We start from the raw sequence: 22,689 nt of genomic DNA, 5'->3' as shown, positions 1-22,689 counted from the left end.
CGCCTGCTGCCGGACCTGCCGCAGGCGTCGCCCACCGAGGACGGCGGCGTGCTGCTGTCCCTGCTGAACCCGGCCGACGAATGGCCGGCCCCGGAGGCGGCGGTCGAGCTCGGCCGCCGGTTGGCCGGGGCCGGCGTCCTGTTCCCGGCGACCGGGTCCTGAGAAGGCGTGGTGGCGGGCGTCCGGCCCGCCACCCACGCTGCCCGCGCTCCTGTATTGCGGTGTCCGGGAGAAGCCGGCGTCGACCGATTGAGGTCATCGGGCCGGGCGAGAATTCCTGATCTTGATCTTGTCGGTCGTCGGTACCCGTTTCCATGGGGGTCGCTTCAGCTCCCGCACGAACACAACGATTGGGGTTCCGGGTCGCTGGGGTACGTCGGGCTCTCCGCGAAGCACCAGAGGTTTCCCTGTCGGACGTCCTCAACGACGCGGTCGTAAGCTGCGAGCATGACCGATGCGACGTCCCCGAGTCCTGCCGAAGCCGTTGATCTGTTGTTGGCCGGTAACCAGCGTTTCGTGGCCGGCGCCGCGGAGCATCCGAACCAGGACACCGCTCGCCGGGCAAGGATCGCGCCGGCTCAGCGCCCGTTCGCGGTGCTGTTCGGTTGCTCTGACTCGCGGCTGGCCGCCGAGATCATCTTCGATCGCGGGTTGGGTGATCTGTTCGTCGTGCGTAACGCTGGGCACGTGGTCGGTGCCGAGGCGCTGGGCAGCATCGAATTCGGTGTGGGGGTGCTCGACTGCCCTTTGGTCGTGGTCCTCGGCCACGATTCGTGTGGCGCGGTGGGCGCCGCACGTGCCGCGCTGGACGACGGGAGCACTCCGGGCGGCTACGTGCGGGACATCGTGCAGGCGGTGATTCCGAGCGTGCTCGCCGCTCGGACCGCCGGTCGGACACAGGCCGACGAGGTCGTGGCCGAGCACGTGCAGCGCACGGTCGCGTTGTTGCTGGATCGCTCCCGGGTGCTCGCCGACCGGGTCGCCGCCGGGCAGGTCGGCGTGGTGGGCCTGCGCTACCGCCTGAGCGAGGGCAGGGCGCAGTTCGTCACGGCCCGGGGTGTCAGCGTCCCGGCTGGTGCCGCGTCCTGATCCCCGGTCATGCCCAACAGCGGGGACCTGCGCGGTGGCGCAGCCGGTTGGCGATCGCCAGACCCAGCCCGTCTTCGGTTCAGATTTGGCTGGCTGTCACGCCCGTCAATGGGCGCTCGAGCGACAAAATCGTGGTACGGGCCGGCCGGCCAGCCATCACAACCGGCCACTCGCCGAACTGGTCGACCTCGACCGGAGTCACTGTGCTGGACTCCACTGGCGACCCCGCCCTCGCCTGAGCGCGGTGACTGTCAGTGCCGGCCGTGAGGGTCCGAGGAACGCCGTGCGGCTCGTTCAGGTGACGCCAGCTTTTCGCCGTAGAAGGGTGACGGACAACTCTGCCGGGCGGGCATGATCGGCATGGTCCGGCGGCATCCGGCTGCCGGCGTTCGGGGACGGGACGGTGCCGATGACGGTCCGTGATCTTTACCCAGGCTATTTCGCGTTGGTGATGGCGACGGGCATCTGCTCGATCGCGCTGGACGATGTCGGGCAGACGGCGGCCTCGGCCGCGCTGCTGGTGGTCGCCGCCGGGTGCTTCGTCGTGTTGTGTGTCGCGTTGGGGTGGCGCATCGTCCGCTACCCTCGGCTGGTTGTCGCCGATCTGGTAGCGCCGGACCGGGCGTTCGCGTTCTTCACCATCGTTGCCGCTTGCGACGTGCTGGCTGCCCGGCTGGGCCGCGATGGTCAGCGGGGTGTCGCGGTCGGCCTGGCCGGAGTTGGGGCCGCGGTGTGGCTGGCGCTGACCTACACGATCCCGATCCGGCTGATCCTCGGACCGCGACCGCAGCCGGTCCTGGCCGGTGTGAATGGCACCTGGTTCATCTGGGTCGTCGGCACGCAATCGGTCGCGGTCAGCGCCGCCGTGCTGGACCAGTCGGCGCACAGCCACGGCGCCCGCCTCACCGCGTTGCTGGCGGTGCTGATGTGGTCGGTCGGCGTGATCCTGTACCTGATGGTCGCCGTCCTGGTCATGACCCGGCTGCTCCTGCTGGAAGTTCGCCCCGCCGATCTCACGCCGCCGTACTGGGTCACGATGGGCGCCACGGCGATCACCGTCCTGGCCGCCGCGCAGATCCTCACCATGCGGACCTCGCCGGCGGTCGACGCGACCCGGCCCGTGGTCGGTGGGCTGGCCGTCGTGCTCTGGGCGTTCGGGACCTGGCTCATCCCGCTTCTGGTGATCTTCGGGATCTGGCGGCACGGCCTCAACCGGGTACGCCTGGCGTATCTGCCGGCGCTGTGGGGCATCGTCTTCCCGCTCGGCATGTACGCCGTGGCCAGCATGCACCTCGGCAAGGCCGTTAGGCTGCCGATCGTCGAACACGTCGGCCGGGCCTGGACGCTCGTCGCGTTCCTGGCCTGGCTGCTCGCCTTCGTCGCCATGTGCCGTGCCCTCGCCGCGCCGCTCATTCCGGCCCACCATCGTCGCGGTGACCGATCGGCGCCACGCTACGACCAGTGATTCACCGTCCGGGCGCAAGCTCTGTTGACGTATCCGCGGTCGCGGGCCGATGAGCACCGCGTTTCTCCACATGCCGGCGACGGGCCGCCATGCCCTGGGACGGCAGGCCGCGCGGATTCCTGCACCTGGCCTGCGCTCTGATCCTCCATTTCGCCCGATCCGGACCGTCGAGGAACGGATATTTGCGTTTGGTCGCGTCCGTTTCGGGACGTCTTGCCCTGCCACCGGCCCGGCGTGCCGATCATCCTGGAGCACATGACTGTCGTATTCGGCTTCACCGCAGCCATCCTGCTTGTCGCGGGCCCCGCCATGATCGTCCAAGGGTTGATCGGCCGCAGGACGGTCTCCCGCGAGCTGGCACAGCAGCGGATCAGTTTCCCGGCCGGCGGTGACCTGCCGGCTTGGCTGCACGGCTACGCCGGCGTCGCCGTGCACACGGGCACGCAAGCCCGCGCGTTCTCGGACCTCATCGCCGACCACGTGACGAAGGCGACCGGCGGACGCACCTACGCGGAGATTGCGGACGCCTGGATGGCCGCCGGACGCACCGACGAGCGCCTGACCCGGCTGCGGGAAACGGCGTTCATGGGTCAAAGCCTGCGCGGCGCCCTCCTGGGCGCCTACCAGGCCTGGCAGATCACCCTGCTCGTCATCGCCGTCGGAGCCGCGTTCACCGTGATGGGAGTGGCCTTCCTCGCGATGGCCCTGCAGAACTGACACAAATCCTCCGGCGGTGACCCGCCGAAAATGCGCCGGTGCTCGTCGAGTGTCTCGGCCGTCACAGCACGGCGGCGGCCAGGACCAGCATGCTGGCGGCGATCTCGGCGACGCCCACCTGTTTCGGCGTGAGCGTGCGGTGCGGCAGCAGCCAGGCACGGGCCAGCAGCAACGCGAACACCACCGCGGCGAGCGGGCCGAGCCAGAGCGCGACAGCGAGAGCGGCGGTGTGGAAGGCGATCGAGGCGCGACGGTAGGCCGGGTTGCCACGTTCGCGGATCATCGTCTTGACGTAGAGGACCGTGCCGGTGAAGTAGAGCAGCGTGAGCAGGAACGGCGTCGCCACGTGCGCCGGCGGCTGCCCGGCGATGGTGGCCACGACGAAGACGATCAGGCAGCTCTGGGCCACGGAGGCCAGGTCGTTGAGCAGTGCCCGGTCGCGGCGGCGCCGCGCGTGCCAGGCGTTGACCGCCAGAAGCGCGGCATAGGCGGGCGCGTACAGCAGCACCCGCGGGCACGCCACGACGACCGGAACGACGAAGACCGCGGTGGCAGCGGCGTACAGATAGATCGGCTGCTGAAAACGACGCAGGCGTCGCGTCTTGATTGTTTGCAGCAGGAAGTAGGACATCAGGTAGCCGGCCAGCCAGGCGCCGAGCAGGGGCATGTCGGGCCAGCGGAACCCGGCCGCCAGGACCCCGGCCACATAGGGCAGTAGCAGCATCGCCCAGGCGCCGTGCTGGGGTGGCACGAACTGCCGGACAGTCCGGCGCACGGTGTGGCGGGACGCGGCGGTGGTGGTCATCGGGCGGTCACCTCGATTGCGCCGCGGGCGCCGCTGTCGGCGTCGGCCATCGCGTGGTCGACAAACGGGTAATGGCCGGGCGCGGCGAACACGGTCTCGACGAAACCGCCACCGGCCGGTGACAGCGGCAGAACCTGGGCGCCGCCGGGATCCGATGGCCGCAGCTGGTAGCGGCCCTCGGCGTACACGGTGTCGAACTGGGCGCCGACGACGTGGAAGGACGTGGACCGGTTCGGGCCGGCGTCGAGGACCCAGAAACGGACCCGGTCGCCGGGGTGGGCGGTCAGCGGGGCGTGCGTGTACTGGGCGGCGTACCCGTTGAACATCACCGCGTCCGGCTGGCCGGCGCGCATCTTCGCCAGGTCGCCGCCGAGGAACAGCTCCGACTGCACGAGGGCGTATTCGCGGTCGACCGGTGCCAGGTCGGGCGGGTCGATGATGACCGCGCCGTACATGCCGTTGCCCAGGTGCAGCAGCATCGGCATGGTCGAGCAGTGGTACATCCAGATGCCGGCCTTGGTGGCGGTGAACCGGTACGTCAGCGACTGGCCGGGCTCGATCGGCCGCATCGCGGTGTCCGGGGCCAGCGCGCCGGCGTGGAAGTCGACGCCGTGATCGACGCTGCCGTCGTTGGTCAGGGTGACCTCGAAGGTGTCGCCGATGCGGCCGCGCAGCGTGGGTCCGGGCACGGTGCCGTTGTAGGTCCACATCGTCTGCCGCACGCCCGGCGCGACCTCGAGCTGCACCTCGCGCACGTGCAGGGAGATCGTGTGCAGCCGGCCGGCCGGGACGGACGGCGCTGCCGCGTCGCGGGCCCGGAAATCCCGGCCGGGGTCGGCCATCGGGTCGACGGTCGCCGCCGGGCTGGGGGTTGCCCCGGGCGCGGGTGTGGTGGCGGCCATGTGCTCGTGGCCGCCGGTGGTGGTGATGGCCAGGGTCATGCCGGCCTGCCGGTGGCCGGGCAGGGAGCACCAGCCGTCGACCGGGCCGCCGATGATCCCGGCGTCCAGGCGTGCGGTATGGCCCGCACCGACCAGGCCGGTCTTCGCTCCCGTCTGCAGGACGAGGTCATGGCGGCGCTGGTCGGTGTTGGTGAGCTCGATGACGAGCCGGTCGCCGGCCGGGACGGTGATGCGAGCGGGCCGGAACCGCATGTCGGCGGCGGTGACGGCGACGGTGGTGGTGTGCCCGGTCGGGGTCACCGCGGCCGCGGCGGCCACCGTTGCCGGGTCGCCGCTGGTCAGGTGTTGGGCGGCGGCGCCGATCAGGACCGCGACCACGACGAGGGCGACGCCAGTGGCGATGCCGCCTAGCCGGGGGAGGGGCATCGGTTTCTACCTTCGGTCGAGCAGCAGCATGCGGGCTGCGGGCAGCAGGAACTGGGTGAGGGCGGCGAGCAGCAGCAGTGAGGTGGTGATCCGGATGTACAGGCCGGTCGGCAGCATGAGGACGACGAGGGCGGCGTTGGTCATGGCGAGCCGTTGCGGCCAGTGCCGGTCCAGGGTGGCGGTGCGGTCGCGGACACGGGCGGGACCGCCGCCGAGCGCCATCGGCAGCAGGTAGGCGAGCGCGCCCACCAGGATCTGCGCGACCGCGCCGGCCAGCAGAGGGATCAGCACCATGCCGAACCGGTCGGCCGCCGCTTCCGGGCCGGGCGCGGTGGACAGGACGACCGCGTCGACGGCGACCGCGATCAGCAGCCATCCGGCTCCGGCGGCCAGGGACCAGGCGGCGAAGGACTCCGGGGGCTTGTGCCGGGCGGCGCGGGCGGCCGGGACCGCGGTGATCAGCACGGCGGTGCCGAATACCGCCAGCCCGGCCGCCGCAACCGGCGGCCACCAGGCCAGCACCCCGCCCGCGATCAGGAACAGGCCGGTGACCGCGACCGGCAACGCGGTGCGGGCCGCCGGGAGCGCCTTCGGGTCCATCCGGGTGCGCAGGACCGTGGGCCAGAGCGTGAGCAGAGTGCCGAGCACGGTCAGCAGGATCCAGCCGAGCAGGTTGACGTGGGCATGCAACAGCAGCACCCGCGGCCGTGCGCGGTTGTCGGCCACCAGCATCCACGCGCCGGCCGGGATCCCAGTCAGCAGCGCCACCGTGGCGGCCAGGTAGTAGCGCACGGTGATCGCGAACCGGGCGGGCAGCGCCTGGCGCAGTTGGCGGGCGAGCCAGCCGAGATGGGCGGCGACGGCGGTGAACACCACGGCGGCGCCGGCGACGCCGAGCCACGGCCGGTCGTTGGCGCCGCCGGCGAGGACCGCGATGACGCCGGTGTTGAGCAGCAGCAGCCGCAACGCGGCGCCGTGCCAGTGCGCCGACAACGGCACGCGCAGCACGGCGGCGGTGAAGTGAGCGCCCCAGACGAGGATGGCGTTGGTCGCGGCGCCCAGCAGCAGCAGGTGAATGGCCAGCCACCACCACGCGGCGACCAGCGGGTGGGCGAAGGCGAGCACGATCAGCGCGGCCAGGTAGCCGACCGGCAGCAGCCCGGCACGCCGGTGCCAGCCGGCCCGCCCGGTGGGCGCGGCGGTCCGCGGGGGGAGGCTCATCGCCGGGCCGGGCCCGGGTCGATCAGGGACGCTCCGGCGAGGCGCTGGCGCGCTGGCTCCGTCCGGCGGCGACGGTGGGTGGCCGAGAGCGTGACCGCGCAGCCGAGGAACACCAGCACGGACGCGACGTTCGCCACCCCGGACCAGCGCCACACCTGCTCGAGTCCGAAGGCGTCGCCCAAGCCGACACGGGCCGCCAGCGAGACGTGCAGCAAGGCCAGCGGCAGGTAGAGGACCGGGTGATAGGGCAGCGGGCGGCGCAGCACCGCGGGCAGGATCACGGGGGCGTGCACGAAGATCATGGAGAGGGTGAAGCCGAGGAAGACTGCGTGCAGGGTGGCGTCGTAGCGGTTGCCGGCGGCGACCGGGCCGTTTCCGGCCCAGAGTAGGCCGGCCAGGACGAGCCAGGCGTAGCCGGCGAGAAGCCCGGCAGCGATGTAGCGGGGCAGAGCTGTGCCGCGGATGGTGCGGCGGGCCACGTCGAACACCGCCAGCCAGCCGGTGACCGCCAGCAGCGCCATGCCGAACAGCGGGGTGCCGGGCCGGGGCCACACGATGGCGGCGGTGGCCCCGGCGATCAGGGCGGCGAGCGCCGCGAGGAACCACCGCTCGGCTGCGGCCGTCGCGAGGCCGACGTGCGCCAGTTCCAGGCGCTCCCCGGCGATCGTGGCGACCACGAACACGGCCATCCACGGCACCACATCGGGGATCGGTAAACCGCCGAGCCACAGCAGCGTCACCGCGTACCAGGCGACCGCGCCGGCGGCCTGAGCCAGCAGCGCGACCGACTGCTGCCGGCCCCACAGCGTCCGGTACACCCCGAGCAGCCCCACCGCGCCGCCCATCAGCAGCAGCTTGCCGGGCAAGCTCGAGCCGGCCGCCAGCAGGACCAGGCCGCCGGCGGCCGAGCAGGCCGGAGCGAGCAGCGCGACCCGGCGACCGGCCGCGACCGCCCGCTCGAGGGCGATCAGGGTGCCGACGAACCCGAACACCATGACCGGGCCGTGCACGTCCTCGATCGGCGAGCCCGGGGTGGGCACGGTCACGCCGAGCAGCAGCAGGGCCGCCCACAGCCCGCCGAGCAGCGCGGTTCCGGCAGCGGCAAGGACCGGCAGCCGCCAGCGGACCGCAACTCCGGCGGGCCGTGACCCTGTGGACGGTGCAACCGTGACGGCCGGCATCAGGCCGCCCGCTGGACAGGCAGCCGCACCAGACAGGCGTGCGGCGCACCGAACGGCTCCAGCACCGGGCGGTCCGCCGTCATCCCGCGGCTTTCCAGCACACCGCGGACCAGGCCGGCGTGCAGGCCGCACATCGCGTCCGGATGCTGTCCGACCAGATCCAGGAACGGGCAGGTGCGCAGGTGCACCTCGGCACTGGCGTTGCCCGGACTCGCGGGCGTCGGGTGGGGGCCGAAGCCCAGGCCGGCCAGCACGCCGGTGACCGCCTCGACCGGGCCGGCGTCGGCCGGCAGGCTCGCGGCCAGCCGCCGGCCCCAGCCGGCGCCGGCCACATCCGCGCCGTCCGGCCCGTCCGGCAGATGCTCGAGCAGGGCCGCGGCGAGCGCCCGGTACGGCCCGGGCGCCGGATCGGCCACGGCCGCCCGGTATCGCCAGGCCGGCCGGCCCGGCAGGCCGGCACTGGCCCGGGCCTTGACCAGCAGGCCGGCCTCGGCCAGCCGCTCCAGGTGTACGCGGGTGGTGGACAGGTGCTGGCCGGTGGCCGCGGCCACCTCGGCCGCCGTCAGACCGGCCCGCGCTTCGCGGACCAGCCGCAGGATCGTCACTCGGCTCGCTGAACCCAGCGCCCGATGCGCCGGCGTGTCGATCGTCTCGCCGCTCGGCCCTTTCCCCAGGGTTTCCACGATGCTAGACGTTATAACGTCAAACGACGTCAAAACTAGGGAAGCGTGTCATGTCACAGTCCGACCGGGCCGCCGCGGCGGCCGTTGTCCGCCACCACGCACAGCTCGCCGCCGCCCTCGACGGTTACACCACCGAGCTGATCCAGGCGGCCGAGATCGGCGGTCTGCGCCGGGTCTGGGAGGTCCGTGACGCGCTGGCAGGGTGGGTGCGCGCGGAGTTGCTGCCGCACGCGGGCGCCGAGGAGCAGGCGCTGTATCCGGTGGCGGCGGCGCAGCCCTGCTCTCGGAGATCGACCGCCACTACGCCGGGCAGTTCGCCACCGAATGGCTGCAGGACGGGCCGGACGTCTGGCAGGTGCGCCTGTACCGCCCGGCGGGTCTTTCGGCCCTATCCGGTGGCCGGGCACGCTGACAACGTCCCCGGCATGACACCCGAGCGTGCACGGCGCCACGGTTGGGAACCGGGCGCCACCGTCAGGCCGACACCACCGGCGACGGCAATCACGCCCCCCGAGCAGGTACGCACCCCTTTTCCTGCGTACGGGCGATTTCCGTCGTCATGATCTGGTCGGCGACGCGAGTTGTTCGCACTGGCGCACAACGGTGACGACCAGGTCGGCGTCGTCGCCCAGCGAGGGATCCAGTTCGCGCAGGACGACCGGCACCGCGTCACGCAGCCGGCCGCCGGCCAGCGGCACGACGACCTGGGCACGCACGTCGGACACCGGGGCGCCGAGGCCGCGCAGGCAGCAGATCCAGGCCGCGAGCACGAGCGTGGCGGCGGTGGGCATCCGACCCTGTGCGCGTTCCGCGCGCAGGGTCGGCAGGATGCGGATCGGCAGCTTCTGGGAGCCGTCGGCGCCGATCTGGGCGAGATGGTGTCGCATCCGCGGGTTGGCGAACCGGTCGAGCAGCGCGTCCTGGTACGCGGCGAGGTCGGCCTCCGGCTGCTTCAAGTGCCGGGAGGCGGTGTCCCACCACTGCCGCAGCCAGTCCCGGCAGGTGTCGTCGGCGACGGCTTCGGCCACGCTCGTGTGCCCGCGGATGGAGCCGGCGTAGGCGAGCAGGGAATGGCCACCGTTGAGCAGCCACAGCTTGCGGTGCTCGTACGGGGTCACGTCGTCGGTGAAGGTCGCACCGGTGTCCTGCCAGGCCGGACGCCCGGCCGGGAAGGAGCCGCTGAGCACCCACTCGCAGAACGGTTCGGTGGCCACGGGACAGCTGTCGTCATGACCGGTGGCGTCGCGGACGTGATGGGCCTCGTCCGGAGCGGGCCGCGGGGTGATCCGGTCGACCGCGGTGGCCACTACGGCCAGCGACGTGTCCAGCCAGTCGAGAAGTCCGGGGTCGAACAGGCGTGCCATGTCGAGCACGACTCGCCCGGCGATCGCCCCGTTGCCGGGCACATTGTCGCAAGGGACGAGGGCGAGCGGGCCCGCATCGGCCGCGCGCCGGGCCGCCAGCCCGGCAACCAGACGGGCGGGCGTGGTGCGCACGAGCGCCGAAGGGTCGTCGCGTAGCGCGGCCAGGTCGGCCTGCACGTCGGTCCGGCCCGCATCGAGACCGCCGTCGGGCCCGCGCAGGTAGCCGGCCTCGGTGACGGTCAAGGTGACCACCCGCAGGTCCGCGGACCGGAAGTAGTCCAGCCAGGCCTGGTGCTCCTGCGCGCCGTGGGCCCGGGACAGGCTGCTGATCACCTCGAAGGCGTCACCGGCGGGGGCCCGGGTGACCAGCGTGTAGAGCCCGTCCTGCGCGTCGAGCCGCTGTGTCAGGTCACCGCGCCCGAGACCGGAGAACGCGGCGTAACCCCATTCGCCGGCATCCGGGGCGTGGTCGGTGTACCAGCATTGATGGGCCCGGAAGAAGTTGCCAAGCCCCAGATGGAGCAGCCTTACCGGCGGCGCCGTTCGGCCGTGTCCGGCGGCCCGCGACAACATCGCGCTCACAGCTTGAACACCGCCTTGGGCTGGGCGGACACCAAATCGACGGCGATGGCGGCGGCTTCGTCCTCGCCGAGCCGGTGCTCGGCCACCAGCCGGGCCAGGAAACCCGCCTCGACGCGGCGTGACATGTCGTGCCGGGCCGGGATGGAACAGAAGGCGCGGGTGTCGTCCACGAAGCCGGACGACCGGGAGAAGCCGGCGATCTCCGTCACCGCTGACCGGAAACGGCCGATCGCGTCGGGCGCGTCAAGGAACCACCACGGCACCCCGACATACATGCAGGGGTAGAACGCCGCCATCGGTGCGAGCTCGCGTGACCACACCGTCTCGTCGACCGTGAAGACGACCAGGTGGAACCCGGGATGGGTGCCGAAGCGCTCGAGCAAGGGCCGCAAGGCATCGGTGAACTCGACCGGCACCGGGATGTCCGCGCCGACATCCACCCCGTATCGCTGGAACGTCGGCTGGTGGTGGTTACGCCGCACGCCCGGGTGCAGCGTCATGACCAGACCGTCCTCGCATGACATCCGGGCCATCTCCATCAGCATGTGCCGGCGGAACGCGGTGGTCTCCCCGGTCCCGGCCTCGTCGTCCACCGCGGCCCGGTAGATCCGCGCCGCCTCGGCCGGGCTCAGCGGATCGGTCCTCGCATCGAGGTGGCTGTGGTCGGCTGACACCGCGCCGTGCGCGACGAAGTAGCGGCGCCGCTGCTCGAGAGCAGCCACATAACCGGTGTAGGCGCCGGTGTCGATATCGGCGGCCTCGCCCAGGGCGGCCACCGCGTCAGCCCACCCCGGCTGCCCCGGGTCCAGGTACCGGTCCGGACGAAACGTCGGGATCACCCGCCCGGGCCAGGCCGGATCATCCGCGAGGGCGGTGTGCACGGCCAGGTCGGAGCACGGATCGTCGGTCGTGGCGACAACCGAGATCTTGAAGCGTTCGAACAGCGCCCTCGGCCGGAAGGCGTCATCGGCGAGCGCGGCGCCGACCTGGTCATAGATGGCGTCCGCGGTCTGCGCCGACGGGGCGACGGTGACGCCGAAGATCTCCGCGAGCTCCGCCTCGAGCCAGTAACGCACCGGGGTGCCCTGATAGACGTGCCACCGCTCGCACAGCAGTCGCCACGCCTGCCGCGACGCCTTCTCCGGTAATTCGCCCTGACCGACACCCAGCGCGGACAGCTCGACTCCATCGGCGTGCAGCAGCCGGGTCACGTAGTGATCCGGTGTGAGCAGCAGCGTCGTGGGGTCCGGGAACGGGTGGTTGTCGAGCAGCACGGCCGGGTCGATGTGCCCGTGCGGCGAGATCAACGGCAGCGGACGTACGCGGTCGTACAGGTCGCGGGCGATCGCGCGGGTGCCGGGGTCCGCCGGCAGCAGCCGGTCCGGATGCAATTCGAGAGCGGTCCCTGCCATGTGCCAGCCCTTTCACGGATAGTTCCTGCGGGTGGTCAGGCGATGTCAGCCGGAGTCGCCGATGTGGCCTCGACCCGGGCCTGGCTGGCCGCCACGATCAGGTCGATGTCCGCGACGGCGTCCTGCGTCAGTCCCGTCCGCTGCGCGACGCTCTCCGGCCCCGTACAGAGCAGCAAGAGTGACCACCGGGGGGCGCCGGCCGGACCTCGGGTCAGCGCGCGTCGTGCCGGCACGGCGGTGCAGTGCTCCGCCATCCTCGCCCGTCCCCGCCCGAAGCGCGGCCATAGTCACATAGTCGTCCCGCAGACATACCCGGGCAACCGGGAAGCGCGCTGTACGCGCCACGGATGGGCAAGCCGCGTCAATCGATGCTCAGCGGGCTCGGGCCGTCGCTCCCGGCCGCGGCGCATCCCTTCGCGTTCCACGGCTACGACTGGACGGTGCGGCGCGCTCGCCGGAGTCGGGCGCGCAGGACAAGCTTCAGCAGCTCGCCGAAGATCAGGATGGTGGAGCCGACCGCTATGCAGACGAGCCATTGCGCCGACGTGAGGGCGGTGGTGGTGAACAGTCCCTGCAGCGCGTCCAGCTGGACGAGGAGCACGAGCAGCACCACGACGACCGCGGTGGCGGCGTACGCGGACTTGTTCGCCAGCGTCTCGCGAGTGAACACGCTGCGCCGGTCGGACCGGACGTTGAGCAGGTTGAACGTCTGGAAGAAGACGAACGTCACGAACGCCATGGTGCCGGCGACGGTGGCCTCGCCCAGCTCCGGCGCGGGCCCCGGCGCCCAGATCAGCACGCTCAGCGTGCCGGCCGCCATGATCGCGCTGGCGAGCAGGATCCGCAGCAGGCGCGGCCGGTTCAGGATGCGTTCGTCGCGGGGCCGTGGCGGCCGGTTCATGACGTCGGGCGCGACCGGGTCGACGCCCAGGGACATGGCCGGTGGCCCGTCCATGACCAGATTGACGAACAGGATCTGCAGCGCGGTGAACGGCGCGCCGCCGGCGATCCCGGTCAGGGACGCGATCAGAAACGTCAGCACGAAACCCAGCGCGGTGGACACCTGGAAGCGGGTGAAGTTGACGATGTTGGCGTAGATGCCGCGGCCCTCGCGCACGGCGGACACGATGGTGGCGAAGTTGTCGTCCGTCAGCACCATGGAGGCTGCTTCCTTGGTCACCTCCGTCCCGGTGACGCCCATCGCGACGCCGATGTCGGCCTTGCGCAGGGCAGGTGCGTCGTTGACGCCGTCGCCGGTCATGGCGACCACCTCGCCGTGCTCCTGCAGCACCCGCACTATCCGGATCTTGTGGCTCGGTGAGACCCTCGCGATCACGCCGATGTCGTCGAGGCGGCGTGCCACCTCGGTGTCGTCGCCGGCCCGGTCGAGATCCGCGCCGGTTACCGCGCCGCCGGGTATGCCCAGCTCGCGGGCGATCGCCGCGGCGGTGACGGCGTGATCTCCGGTGAGCATCCGGACCCGGATCCCGGCCTCGCGGCACTCCTGGATGGATCGCTGTGCCTGCGGGCGCGGGGGGTCGACGATGCCGACGAGCGCGACCAGGATCAGGCGGTCGAGCATCCGTTCCGGGTCTTCGGCCGGCTCGAACGCGTCGGCGGGGAAGTCTTCGACGCCGAGGGCCAGCACCCGCAGGCCCTGCTCGGCGAGCTCCGAGTTGGCCCGGTCGTAGCGGTCCCGGGCCGTGTCGTCGAACGCCGCGACGCCGGTCTCGCCGAGATACCTGTCCGCGCGGGCGGACAGCACGTCGGGGGCGCCCTTGACGAAGCAGCGCACCACCTCGCGGCCCTGTCCGTCGGTCCAGCGGTGGAAGGTCGCCATGAACTTGTGGTCGGAGTCGAACGGGATCTCCAGCAAACGGGGGCGTTCGGCGCGCAGCGCCGCGACGTCGACGCCGCCCTTCTCGGCCAGGACCACCAGCGCGCCCTCGGTGGGATCGCCGACGATGGCGCCGTCGCGCAGTACGGCATCGCTGCACAGGGCCATCGGCAGCAGCGCCTCGTCAAGCGTGCTCGGCGGCGGTGACCCGTCGGTGGTACGGATGCGCCCGTCGGTGGAGTAGCCCTCACCGGTGACGGTGAACCGCCGGCCGGCCAGCAGCAACTGCCGGGCGGTCATCTGATTGAGGGTGAGGGTGCCGGTCTTGTCGGTGCATATCTGGGAAGTGCTTCCCAGCGTCTCCACCGATGCGAGCCTCTTGACGATCGCGCCGCGCTTGGCCAGCCGGCCGGTGCCCATGGCGAGCGTGAAGGCGACCACAGCCGGTAGGCCCTCCGGGATGGCGGCCACGGCGAGCGACACCGCGCTGACGAACAGCGCACTGAACTCCTGCCCGCGAATGACGCCGAGAACGAAGACGACGATGATGACGCCACCGGCGATGACGGCCAGGGTGCGGCTGAGCGCGTCGATCTGGCGTTGCAGCGGCGTCGGTCCCGGTTTCGCCTTGTGCAGCATGTCCGCGATCCGGCCGGTCTCGGTGCCCATCCCGGTCGCGGTGACCAGCACCTCGCCCCGGCCGCGCGTGACGGCGGTGTTCATGTACACGCTGTTGGCCCGGTCGCCCAGCGCGGCAGCCGGCTCGACCTCGGCCGACGCCGACTTCTGCGACGGTTGTGCCTCGCCGGTGAGCATCGACTCCTGGATCTCCAGCGAGGTGGCCGACAGCAGCCGTCCGTCCGCCGGTACCCGATCGCCGGCTTCCACCACCACGATGTCGCCGGGTACCAGCTCACCGGCGTCGATCGCGTCTATTCGCCCGTCGCGGCGCAGCCTTGCCCGCATCACGCTCATCCGCCGGAGCGCTTCCAGGGACGCCTCAGCCTTCGACTCCTGTACGAAGCCGATCGTCGCGTTCAGCAGGACGACCACCGCGATCGCGATCGGTGTCTCCCACTCGCGGCTGACCAGCAGCGACACGACGGCGGCGATCAACAGGATGACGATCAGCAGGTCCTGGAACTGGCGCAGGAATGCCCGCCAGCGCGGCTCCTTCGGTGCCTCGGCGAGCCGGTTCGGGCCGTACCGGTCCCATCGTCGCCGTGCCTCCGCCGACGACAGCCCGGTGGCGGGGTCGACGTCGAGATCGCGGACGGCGTCGTCCACCGGCCCCGTGTACCACGCGGTGGCGGTGGCCGATTCCGGCGGGCTCGTGGGCATCGTGCCTCCGGTCGGTTGAGCGCCGGCGGACCCCGGTCAGGTCGCCCGCGGGCTTCCACCAGCCAGCCACATCCGACGGTCTTTCGAGGGTCGCAGCGATGTCCACGCTACGCCGGGCCGGCCGTCGGCGCCGGGCCGTCAGCGAGGCCCTTGACTCGATACACGCGTGACCCTGAGTGTCAGGCAGCGACAGTGAAGCGGTGCTGCGTCGGTGTGTCGTCGCTCGACGTGCCGACGTAGATGGCGTACTCGCCGGGGATGGTGACGAAGGCGTGGTCGCCGCGGCTCCATACCGACAGGGGGTGGTTGGTTGCGGCGGGGTCGACGACGATCTCGATCGGCCGGCTGTCGCCCGGCGCCACGGTGACCTTCCGGAACCCGACGAGTCGCTTCGGCGGCTGGTGGGCGGCATTGGGCAATCCGAGGTAGACCTGCGCCACCTCGGCGCCGGCCGCGTCGCCGGTGTTGGTGACGGTCGCGCGCACGGTGATCGGTGACCGGCCAGGATGGCTTCCGGTGTCGACGGAGATGTCGGAGAGGCCGAAGGTGGTGTACGACAGCCCATGGCCGAACGGGAACAGCGGCGCGATGCCTTGCGACTGGAACCAGCGGTAGCCCATTTGCAGGCCTTCGCTGTACCGGATGACGGGGTATCCGTCACCCTCGTCGGTGCCGGGATACCGCTCCGGACGCCTCGCCGCGAGCGTGTCCTCCTGCGTCTTGGGGTAGGTCGTGGGCAGCTTGCCCGAGGGGTTCACGACGCCGAAGAGCAGATCGGCTACGGCGTGACCGTCCTCCTGGCCCTGGTTCCACGTCTCGAGCACGGCCGGTATCGCGTCGATCCATGGCATGAGCACGGGGTTGCTGTCCTTGAGCACCACGACGGTGGTGGGGTTGACCGGGCCCACCTCGGCGATCAGCCGGTTCTGGTCGTTGAGCATGCTCATGCCGAGCTGGTCCTCGCCCTCCGTGGCGACCAGTCCGGCCATGATCACGACGACATCCGCAGCCGCCGCGGCCCGTTTGGCCTCGTCGAGGTTCGTCAGGTCGTCGGCTACGGTGATCTTGGTGACGGAGGCCGAGCCGGAGAGGCCGGAAAGGACGTCGCGCATGCCCTCGAGTGGGGGCACGGTGTAGAGCGGGAGGACTTTGGAGCTGCCGCCGCCGCCCAGGCAGGCGTCGTCGACGTACGTGGATTGGCCGACGATGACGATCGCGCCCGCGTTCGGGTCCAGGGGCAGGACGCCGCCCTCGTTCTTGAGCAGCACGGCGATCTCGGTGCCGATGCGCCGGGCCCGCGCACCGTGGCCGGCCGCGTCGATGTCGCCCGGATCGTACGGTCGATCGAACTGGTCGAACCGGAACATCTGCGTGAATCGGCGCACGAGGGCGCGGTCCACTGTCTTGATCTCCAGGCTGGTGTCGCGCAGGGCGGCCGTGACGTTGTCCTCGTTGAGCCACTTCGCGTCGGGCATCTCGTGGTCCATGCCGGCGTTGAGCGACGGCGCCGCCGAACGGCAGGACCAGAAATCCGACTGTACGTAACCCTCGAAGCCCCATTCGTGCCGGAGGACCTCGGTGAGCGTGTAGCGGTACTCGGTGGCGTACACGCCGCGGACGCGGTTGTAGGCGCTCATGATCGCTGCTATCCCGGCATCCTTGACAAGCATCTCGAACGGCAGCAAGTACAGCTCCCGCAGGACCTGCTCGTCCACCTCCACGCTGGTACGGAAACGCTCGTACTCCTGGTCGTTGACGACGTAGTGCTTGCCCATGGCGATGATGCCGTGTTCCTGGATCGCCTTGGTGACCTCGACACCCATGACGCCCGAGAGGTACGGGTCCTCGCTGAAGTACTCGAAGTTCCGGCCGGCCGTGGCGATGCGGTGCAGACACACCCCGGGCCCCTCGAGGACGTGCTGGCCCAGCGTCGCCGTCTCGCTGCCGATGATCGAGCCGTACTCCCGCGCCAGGGCAGGGTCGAAGCCGGCGGCCAGGCCGATGGTCATCGGCAACGAGGTGGCCGGCGGACTGGGCGTACCGTCGCCCATGCCCACGCCGACCGGGCCATTGGTGATCCGGAAGCGCGGGATGCCGAGCTCGTCGATGCCCTCGACATGGCGTTCCACCCGGATCTGGGTGGCCAGCGCGTCCATGTCCGTGCCGGCTTCCCTGGCCTGCGCGGTCATCGCGTAGATGTCGATCGTGTCCATCGCGCCGTGCAGCTGGTTGATCTTCTGCTCCAGCGTCATGGCGGCGACAAGGGCCTCCGCTCGCTCGCGGGGCTGCTTCGTCCGGTCTTCCCACGGACGCATGACGTCCTTGCTCACCACAATCTTCCTCCGTATCGGGTGCCGGCCGTCGAAGTTACGACGCGGTGGCGCCGTGGAGGCCTGCCTTGACCCGCGCGGCTTGGACGATGATGTCGGCGCATGTGTCCAGATCCATCGTGCCCGTGTTGACCACCAGGTCGTAGCGTTCGGTGTCCCGTGGATCCCAGCCGTAGAGCTGCAGCGACATGTCGGCGCGGATCTGATCCTCGCGCTTCTGTCGCTTCGCGGCCCGGTCGAGGCTGATATCGCCTTCCGCGGCGGCGCGCTGGATGCGCTGTTCGACCGGTCCGTCCAGCAGGACGTGCAGCGCCGCCGGCCGATTCGCCAGAATCAGCGCGGCGTTGCGGCCCACGATGACGCCGCCCTGACGAGCCTGCTCCTGCACCGTGCGAGTGTTGGCCATGACAAGCTCGTAGTCGTCGCGTTGCGCCATGGCCACCGCCGGCCCTTCGAGACCCGCGTACGATCCGCCCATCACGGCGAACACGCGGGCGAGGAGTCCTTCCCTCTCCCGGGTCTGCTCGGCGTGCTCGATCTCTTCCGACGAGAACGCCTGGGCGTGATACGGCACTTCGAGCGCCCGTGCCACCCGGGGACCGATGTAGCCGGCGCCGGAGCCGTAGGACTCGAACAACGTCACGACCGGTCGAGCGGAACCCGCCTCGGCGCTGATGTGGTCCGGCATCACTGCCCCTTCCCTCGGTGTCTGAGCACGGATCAGCTCGTCTCGGCGGCGACGTGCTGGGCCCGGCGCGTGGCGACCTCGGCCACGACGTTGCGGAAGACTCGTTCGGTCAGCGGGTAGAAGAACATCACTGCCAGCGCCAGCACGATGAATCCCGCCGGTAGGACGCCGGCGGCGACCTTGACGGCCGTCTTGGCGCTGTCGGTCTGCACGACGCCTTTGCCCGCGAGGTAGCCGCCGAGGCCGATGGTGTAGGCGGCGGCGGCGCCGCCGAGCGCCTGACCCATTTTCCGGGTGAACGAGAACAGCGCGTAGGTGGTGCCTTCGGTCCGCACCCCGGTTTTCCACTCGCCGTATTCGACGGTGTCGGCTTCCAGGGCCCACATGAGGGTGTTCACCCCGCCGACACCGACGCCGAGCAGGAAGAAGAAAATCAGCGCCACTGCCGGGACCCCCGCGGGCGCCAGGGTGATGCCCACGCCGGCGACGATGGCCACCACGCCCAGAATGAGATAGCCGTTCTTCTTCCCCAACGTCCGGACGATAGTGGGGACAAATGCCGCGACCACGAACGTTCCGGCCGTTTGCACCAGGGTCATGTAGATGAACAGGGTCGCATTGCCCAGGACGTCGCGGGCGTAGAAGGCGCCCACGGTGCTGGCCGCGATCATGCCGGTGAGGAACAGCAGGCTGGAGAGGCACAACATGATCAGCGGACGGTTCGTCTTGAACGTCGCGAGGCTCTGCCGAATGCTGACCCGGGGCACGTCCCGCCGCACCTGCTCCCTGGCGGTGAGGAACGTGTACAGGTAGAGCGCCGCTCCGACGACGACGAACACCAGGGTGGTGATCGTGAGCGAGCGCTGCAGGTCGGACGAGCCTTTGATCTGCGGTGCGACGACAAAGGCGAGCATGAGGATGGTGAGATTCGAGCCGTAGACGCGCCAGCTGGCGAGCTTCGCCCGCTCGCCGGGCACCTGAGTCATCGCGGCGGCCAGCGAGCCGTACGGAATGTTCACCAAGCTGTACAAAAACCCGAGCAACGCGTACGTGACATATGCCCATACCAGCGCGGACCCGGTGCCGTGCAGTGACGTGGGTATCGAGAACACGGCCACGCTCATCAGCAACAGCGGAAGCGCGCCGAACAGGATGAACGGCCGGAACTTGCCCCAGCGGGTCTGCGCCCTGTCGACCAGCCGCCCCGCGACGAGGTCCGTCATCGCATCCCAGAATCGGACCACGAGAAACATCGTGCCCACCGCCGCGGCCGAGATGTCGGCGACGTCGGTGTAGTACAGCAGGAGGAACAGCGAGGACATCGAGAACGCCAGATTGTTCGCGGCGTCCCCGGACGCATAGCCGAGATATTGAGTGAACCCCAGTTTCTTGGTGGCCTCGAAAGGTGGGTCGGAGGTCCTGGATGTGATCGGGGTCGAGGCTGCCATGAGGGGTCCTTAGGGGGAAAGACGACACTCACGAAGGTGAAGAGAACGCGGTGAAACGTCGCCGACGATGCGGACCACCCGCGCCGGATCCGGCGTGGCGGATACGGAAACCGCCGACGGCAACCATTTATTGAGCCTCTGTCAAGGATCAGACCACCGCACGGCGACCGTTGGCAAGCCTCGGGCGTTCTCCAGTTCGTCCGTCGACCAGCTGAGGACGAAGTGGATCAGTCCACGCCCACCGCCGTGTCGCGCGCTGCCGTGCCGAGCGTGACATGGTGGTCGGTAACCACGTGACGTCCCGCGCGATGGAGGTCCGACGTGCTCCGACCCCAGGACAACGCCACCCGTGAACGGAAACGCCTGGACGGGCTGTGGACGTTCGCCCTCGACCCGGACGGCGCCGGCCGCGCCGGCCGCTGGTTCGCCGGACGGCTGCCCCGCGCTCGTGAGATGGCGGTGCCGGCGAGCTTCAACGACATCCCGACCGATCCCGTCGTGCGCGAGTACTTCGGTGACGTCTGGTACCAGACCACCGTCCGAGTTCCGCAAGGCTGGGCGGGCCGGCGGATCGTGTTGCATTTCGAGTCCGCGACCCACCGGGCCACCGTCTGGGCCAGGGACGTCGAAGTGGTGTCGCACGAGGGCGGATACACACCGTTCGCCGCCGACATCACCGACCACGTCACCGCGGGAGAGCCGGTTCGCATCACCGTCGTGGTCAACAACACCCTGAGCTTCCAGTCGATCCCGCCGGGAATCGTCGAGGACACCCCGGCCGGAAAGCGGCAGCGGTACTGGCACGACTTCTTCAACTACGCCGGCATCCACCGTCCGGTCTGGCTGTATGCGACCGCCTCGCAGCATCTGACCGACATCAGCATCGTCACCGGCCTCGACGGGGGCGCCGGCACGATCCAGTACCAGATCGAGTCCAGCGGCGAGGCAGTCACCCGCGTGCTGCTGCACGATGCGGCCGGCCGGCAGGTTGCCGCCGGCGCCGGTGCGAGCGGCACTCTCCGGATCGACGACGTCCACCGCTGGGCGCCCGGTGACGGCTACCTCTACGACCTCGAGGTGCAGCTGGTCGACGACGGCGGGACCGTGGTGGACAGCTACCACCATAGCGTCGGCGTCCGGACGGTCGAGGTCACCGGGTCCAGGTTCCTGATCAATGGTGAACCCTTCTACTTCACCGGTTTCGGCAAACACGAGGACCTGGCCGTGATCGGCAAGGGGCACAACGACGCCTTCATGGTCCACGACTTCGAGCTGCTCGAGTGGATCGGCGCCAACTCGTTCCGCACGTCGCACTACCCGTACTCCGAGGACGTCCTGGACTACGCCGACCGGCACGGCATCGTCGTCATCGACGAGACCGCGGCTGTCGGGCTCAACATGGGACTCGGCGGCGGAATCTTCGGCGCTCAGGGTTACGTGACGTTCAGCCCCGAGACGATCAACGACGCCAGCCGGGAGGTGCACGCCCAGGCGATCCGCGAGCTCGTGACCCGGGACCGGAACCATCCCAGCGTCGTCCTGTGGTCGATCGCGAACGAGCCGGAGTCCGACAGCGAGGCCGCGGAGGCGTACTTCCGCCCCCTGTTCGAGCTGACCCGCCGGCTCGATCCCAGCCGGCCGGTCGGCTTCGTCAACGTCATGCTGGCCCCGTACGGCGAGTGCCGGGTGTCGCAGTTCGCCGACGTGCTCATGCTCAACCGCTACTACGGCTGGTATGTCGACCCCGGTGACCTGCCCCTCGCCGAGCAGAAGTGGGAGGCCGAGCTGCGCGGCTGGGCGACCGAGAACAAACCGATCATCATCACCGAGTACGGCGCCGACACCTACCCCGGTCTGCACTCCGTGGCCGGGCAGCCGTGGTCCGAGGAGTATCAGGTGGAATATCTGGACATGAATCACCGGGTGTTCGACCGGATCGACGCGGTTGTCGGCGAGCAGGTGTGGAACTTCGCGGACTTCGCCACCATTTCCGGTGTGATGCGGGTCGGTGGCAACAGGAAGGGCGTCTTCACCCGTGACCGTCAGCCGAAGGCAGCTGCGCACGCGTTGCGGCGCCGCTGGCGCAAGGATGCGTGAGGGGAACTCAAATGACCGCGTACAAAGTCGGCTACTTCGTCGGCAGTCTGTCGTCGACCTCCGTGAACCGCGAGCTCGCCCGGGCCTTGATCGCGCTGGCGCCGGACGATCTTGAATTCGTCGAGATCCCCATCGGTGATCTGCCGCTGTACAGCCCCGACTACGACACGCACTACCCACCCGAGGCGAACGAGCTCAAGGAAGCGATCCACCGGGCGCAGGCCGTCCTGTTCGTGACCCCCGAATACAACCGCTCGATCCCGGGGGCGTTGAAGAACGCGATCGACTGGGCGTCGCGACCATGGGGGCAGAACGCGTTCGACCACATCCCGGCCGCGGTGATCGGCGCCTCCATCGGTCAGATCGGCACGGCGCTGGCCCAGCAGAGCCTGCGCGCCGTGCTGACCTTCTGCAACGCTCGCCAGATGACCTCGCCCGAGGCGTACATCCAGTACACCCCGGAGATCTTCCCCGGCGACGGCGTTGTCACCGACGAGGCGACAAAGACCTTCCTGGCCACCTTCATGGCCGAATTCCGGGATCACATCGTCCGTGTCCTGACCGTCCTGCCGCGCCGGGCCGACGTCGCAGAAACCCGCTAGTCTTCCTCCATCGATCGCTTCAGGCGGAAGAGGATCTCGCCCGCTCGGGGCACCACCATGGTGTCGGGGTCGGCGGTGAACGCGTTGACGTCGACGGTCGCCGGGTCGAGATATCCGAGGTTGACGGAGCGGCACATGTCTTCCGGGATTCCGGTCGCGAGTGTTACCCGTACCCGTAAATGCTCGTCGGCTGTTGCGGGGTTGTAGGTGCCGGCTCCGCGTAGGTGTGTGGAGTGGGCGAGGACTCCCCAGTGGATGTGTGAGAAGCGGTTCCACTGTTTGACGAAGTAGTCGCGGCAGTGGTAGCCGATGTCATAAATCTCCCGGTGGCTGGACGCGATCTCGGTGATGTGGGGTGCGTAGAGGATCACTTCACCGCCGTCGGCGACTACCGGTTCGACTTTGTAGAAGCCTTTCGCGGCGGTCCAGATCTCGTCGTACATTTCCGGAACGATCGACAGCACGCGCCGTACCGGTGAATCCAGATAGGTGACGTGGG

Annotated in this window: 18 protein-coding genes and 1 pseudogene; 5 read left to right on the top strand and 14 right to left on the bottom strand. The window is 70.1% G+C overall.

Going from position 1 to position 22,689, the window contains the following annotated elements:
- Positions 1-447: 447 nt before the first annotated feature.
- The 3 genes from ACFQS1_RS38875 (at position 448) to ACFQS1_RS38865 (ending at position 3,271) form a co-directional block, all read left to right on the top strand.
- Positions 448-1,089: a carbonic anhydrase gene (locus ACFQS1_RS38875; RefSeq protein WP_378977769.1), complete on the top strand. Its 642-nt coding sequence runs from the start codon at positions 448-450 to the stop codon at positions 1,087-1,089.
- Between the two features lie 409 nt (positions 1,090-1,498).
- Complete coding sequence (locus ACFQS1_RS38870) at positions 1,499-2,554, top strand: tellurite resistance/C4-dicarboxylate transporter family protein (protein WP_378977775.1); 1,056 nt, start codon at positions 1,499-1,501, stop codon at positions 2,552-2,554.
- A gap of 234 nt (positions 2,555-2,788) precedes the next feature.
- Positions 2,789-3,271, top strand: a complete 483-nt coding sequence (locus ACFQS1_RS38865) for a hypothetical protein (RefSeq protein ID WP_378977767.1) — start codon at positions 2,789-2,791, stop codon at positions 3,269-3,271.
- 61 nt (positions 3,272-3,332) lie between these two features.
- Here ACFQS1_RS38865 and ACFQS1_RS38860 read toward each other — a convergent pair whose 3' ends face one another.
- From ACFQS1_RS38860 to uidB, 13 genes are all read right to left on the bottom strand, one after another.
- The gene (locus ACFQS1_RS38860; protein WP_378977766.1) at positions 3,333-4,076 is read right to left on the bottom strand and encodes a YwiC-like family protein; all 744 of its coding nucleotides are present in this window, start codon (positions 4,074-4,076) and stop codon (positions 3,333-3,335) included.
- Positions 4,073-5,404 carry a multicopper oxidase domain-containing protein gene (locus ACFQS1_RS38855; RefSeq protein ID WP_378977764.1) on the bottom strand — a complete coding sequence of 444 codons (1,332 nt, stop codon included), beginning with the start codon at positions 5,402-5,404 and terminating at the stop codon, positions 4,073-4,075. The genes ACFQS1_RS38860 and ACFQS1_RS38855 overlap by 4 nt, the downstream gene beginning before the upstream one ends.
- 6 nt (positions 5,405-5,410) lie before the next feature.
- Positions 5,411-6,625, bottom strand: a complete 1,215-nt coding sequence (locus tag ACFQS1_RS38850; RefSeq protein WP_378977762.1) for a hypothetical protein — start codon at positions 6,623-6,625, stop codon at positions 5,411-5,413.
- Positions 6,622-7,806, bottom strand: a complete 1,185-nt coding sequence (locus ACFQS1_RS38845) for a hypothetical protein (RefSeq protein WP_378977760.1) — start codon at positions 7,804-7,806, stop codon at positions 6,622-6,624. The genes ACFQS1_RS38850 and ACFQS1_RS38845 overlap by 4 nt, the downstream gene beginning before the upstream one ends.
- A complete protein-coding gene (locus tag ACFQS1_RS38840) occupies positions 7,806-8,480 on the bottom strand; it encodes a helix-turn-helix transcriptional regulator (RefSeq protein ID WP_378977773.1) in 675 nt (224 codons plus the stop codon). Before ACFQS1_RS38840 ends, ACFQS1_RS38845 begins: the two co-directional genes overlap by 1 nt.
- Positions 8,481-8,542: 62 nt before the next feature.
- Entirely contained in the window at positions 8,543-8,719 is a 177-nt protein-coding gene (locus ACFQS1_RS38835) for a hypothetical protein (RefSeq protein ID WP_378977758.1), read from the bottom strand.
- A gap of 327 nt (positions 8,720-9,046) precedes the next feature.
- Positions 9,047-10,426, bottom strand: coding sequence for a mannitol dehydrogenase family protein (locus ACFQS1_RS38830; RefSeq protein ID WP_378977771.1), 1,380 nt, complete (start codon positions 10,424-10,426; stop codon positions 9,047-9,049).
- Between the two features lie 5 nt (positions 10,427-10,431).
- Entirely contained in the window at positions 10,432-11,847 is a 1,416-nt protein-coding gene (gene uxaC, locus ACFQS1_RS38825; protein WP_378977756.1) for a glucuronate isomerase, read from the bottom strand.
- 35 nt (positions 11,848-11,882) lie between these two features.
- Complete coding sequence (locus ACFQS1_RS38820; RefSeq protein ID WP_378977754.1) at positions 11,883-12,023, bottom strand: hypothetical protein; 141 nt, start codon at positions 12,021-12,023, stop codon at positions 11,883-11,885.
- A 251-nt stretch (positions 12,024-12,274) separates the two neighbouring features.
- Positions 12,275-15,025, bottom strand: coding sequence for a cation-translocating P-type ATPase (locus tag ACFQS1_RS38815; RefSeq protein WP_378977752.1), 2,751 nt, complete (start codon positions 15,023-15,025; stop codon positions 12,275-12,277).
- A gap of 179 nt (positions 15,026-15,204) precedes the next feature.
- Positions 15,205-17,355: a beta-glucosidase family protein gene (locus ACFQS1_RS38810; protein ID WP_378977750.1), complete on the bottom strand. Its 2,151-nt coding sequence runs from the start codon at positions 17,353-17,355 to the stop codon at positions 15,205-15,207.
- 37 nt (positions 17,356-17,392) lie between these two features.
- Complete coding sequence (locus ACFQS1_RS38805) at positions 17,393-18,043, bottom strand: cytidylate kinase-like family protein (RefSeq protein WP_378977748.1); 651 nt, start codon at positions 18,041-18,043, stop codon at positions 17,393-17,395.
- Between the two features lie 32 nt (positions 18,044-18,075).
- Complete coding sequence (gene uidB, locus ACFQS1_RS38800; protein WP_378977746.1) at positions 18,076-19,491, bottom strand: glucuronide transporter; 1,416 nt, start codon at positions 19,489-19,491, stop codon at positions 18,076-18,078.
- 321 nt (positions 19,492-19,812) lie between these two features.
- Between uidB and uidA the strand changes: the two genes are divergently transcribed.
- Both uidA and ACFQS1_RS38790 read left to right on the top strand, forming a co-directional pair.
- Positions 19,813-21,588, top strand: a complete 1,776-nt coding sequence (gene uidA / locus ACFQS1_RS38795; protein WP_378977744.1) for a beta-glucuronidase — start codon at positions 19,813-19,815, stop codon at positions 21,586-21,588.
- Positions 21,589-21,599: 11 nt separating this feature from the next.
- Positions 21,600-22,190, top strand: a complete 591-nt coding sequence (locus ACFQS1_RS38790; RefSeq protein ID WP_378977742.1) for an NADPH-dependent FMN reductase — start codon at positions 21,600-21,602, stop codon at positions 22,188-22,190.
- Here the strand turns inward: ACFQS1_RS38790 and ACFQS1_RS38785 are convergent.
- Positions 22,187-22,689: pseudogene (locus ACFQS1_RS38785) on the bottom strand (lactate racemase domain-containing protein); the annotation flags it as partial. The gene ACFQS1_RS38790 and the pseudogene ACFQS1_RS38785 sit on opposite strands and share 4 nt — an antisense overlap.

The organism is Paractinoplanes rhizophilus (assembly GCF_042664765.1).
Taxonomy (GTDB): Bacteria; Actinomycetota; Actinomycetes; order Mycobacteriales; family Micromonosporaceae; genus Actinoplanes; species Actinoplanes rhizophilus.
This window is presented reverse-complemented; position numbering and strand designations above follow the sequence as displayed.

What these genes read in the sequence shown, in the direction of transcription:
- ACFQS1_RS38875 (WP_378977769.1), top strand. Translation starts at nt 448, where the DNA reads ATGACCGATGCGACGTCCCCGAGTCCTGCCGAAGCCGTTGATCTGTTG.
- ACFQS1_RS38870 (WP_378977775.1), top strand. Translation starts at nt 1,499, where the DNA reads ATGACGGTCCGTGATCTTTACCCAGGCTATTTCGCGTTGGTGATGGCG.
- ACFQS1_RS38860 (WP_378977766.1), bottom strand. Translation starts at nt 4,076, where the DNA reads ATGACCACCACCGCCGCGTCCCGCCACACCGTGCGCCGGACTGTCCGG.
- ACFQS1_RS38855 (WP_378977764.1), bottom strand. Translation starts at nt 5,404, where the DNA reads ATGCCCCTCCCCCGGCTAGGCGGCATCGCCACTGGCGTCGCCCTCGTC.
- ACFQS1_RS38850 (WP_378977762.1), bottom strand. Translation starts at nt 6,625, where the DNA reads ATGAGCCTCCCCCCGCGGACCGCCGCGCCCACCGGGCGGGCCGGCTGG.
- ACFQS1_RS38845 (WP_378977760.1), bottom strand. Translation starts at nt 7,806, where the DNA reads ATGCCGGCCGTCACGGTTGCACCGTCCACAGGGTCACGGCCCGCCGGA.
- ACFQS1_RS38830 (WP_378977771.1), bottom strand. Translation starts at nt 10,426, where the DNA reads ATGTTGTCGCGGGCCGCCGGACACGGCCGAACGGCGCCGCCGGTAAGG.
- uxaC (WP_378977756.1), bottom strand. Translation starts at nt 11,847, where the DNA reads ATGGCAGGGACCGCTCTCGAATTGCATCCGGACCGGCTGCTGCCGGCG.
- ACFQS1_RS38815 (WP_378977752.1), bottom strand. Translation starts at nt 15,025, where the DNA reads ATGCCCACGAGCCCGCCGGAATCGGCCACCGCCACCGCGTGGTACACG.
- ACFQS1_RS38805 (WP_378977748.1), bottom strand. Translation starts at nt 18,043, where the DNA reads ATGCCGGACCACATCAGCGCCGAGGCGGGTTCCGCTCGACCGGTCGTG.
- uidB (WP_378977746.1), bottom strand. Translation starts at nt 19,491, where the DNA reads ATGGCAGCCTCGACCCCGATCACATCCAGGACCTCCGACCCACCTTTC.
- ACFQS1_RS38790 (WP_378977742.1), top strand. Translation starts at nt 21,600, where the DNA reads ATGACCGCGTACAAAGTCGGCTACTTCGTCGGCAGTCTGTCGTCGACC.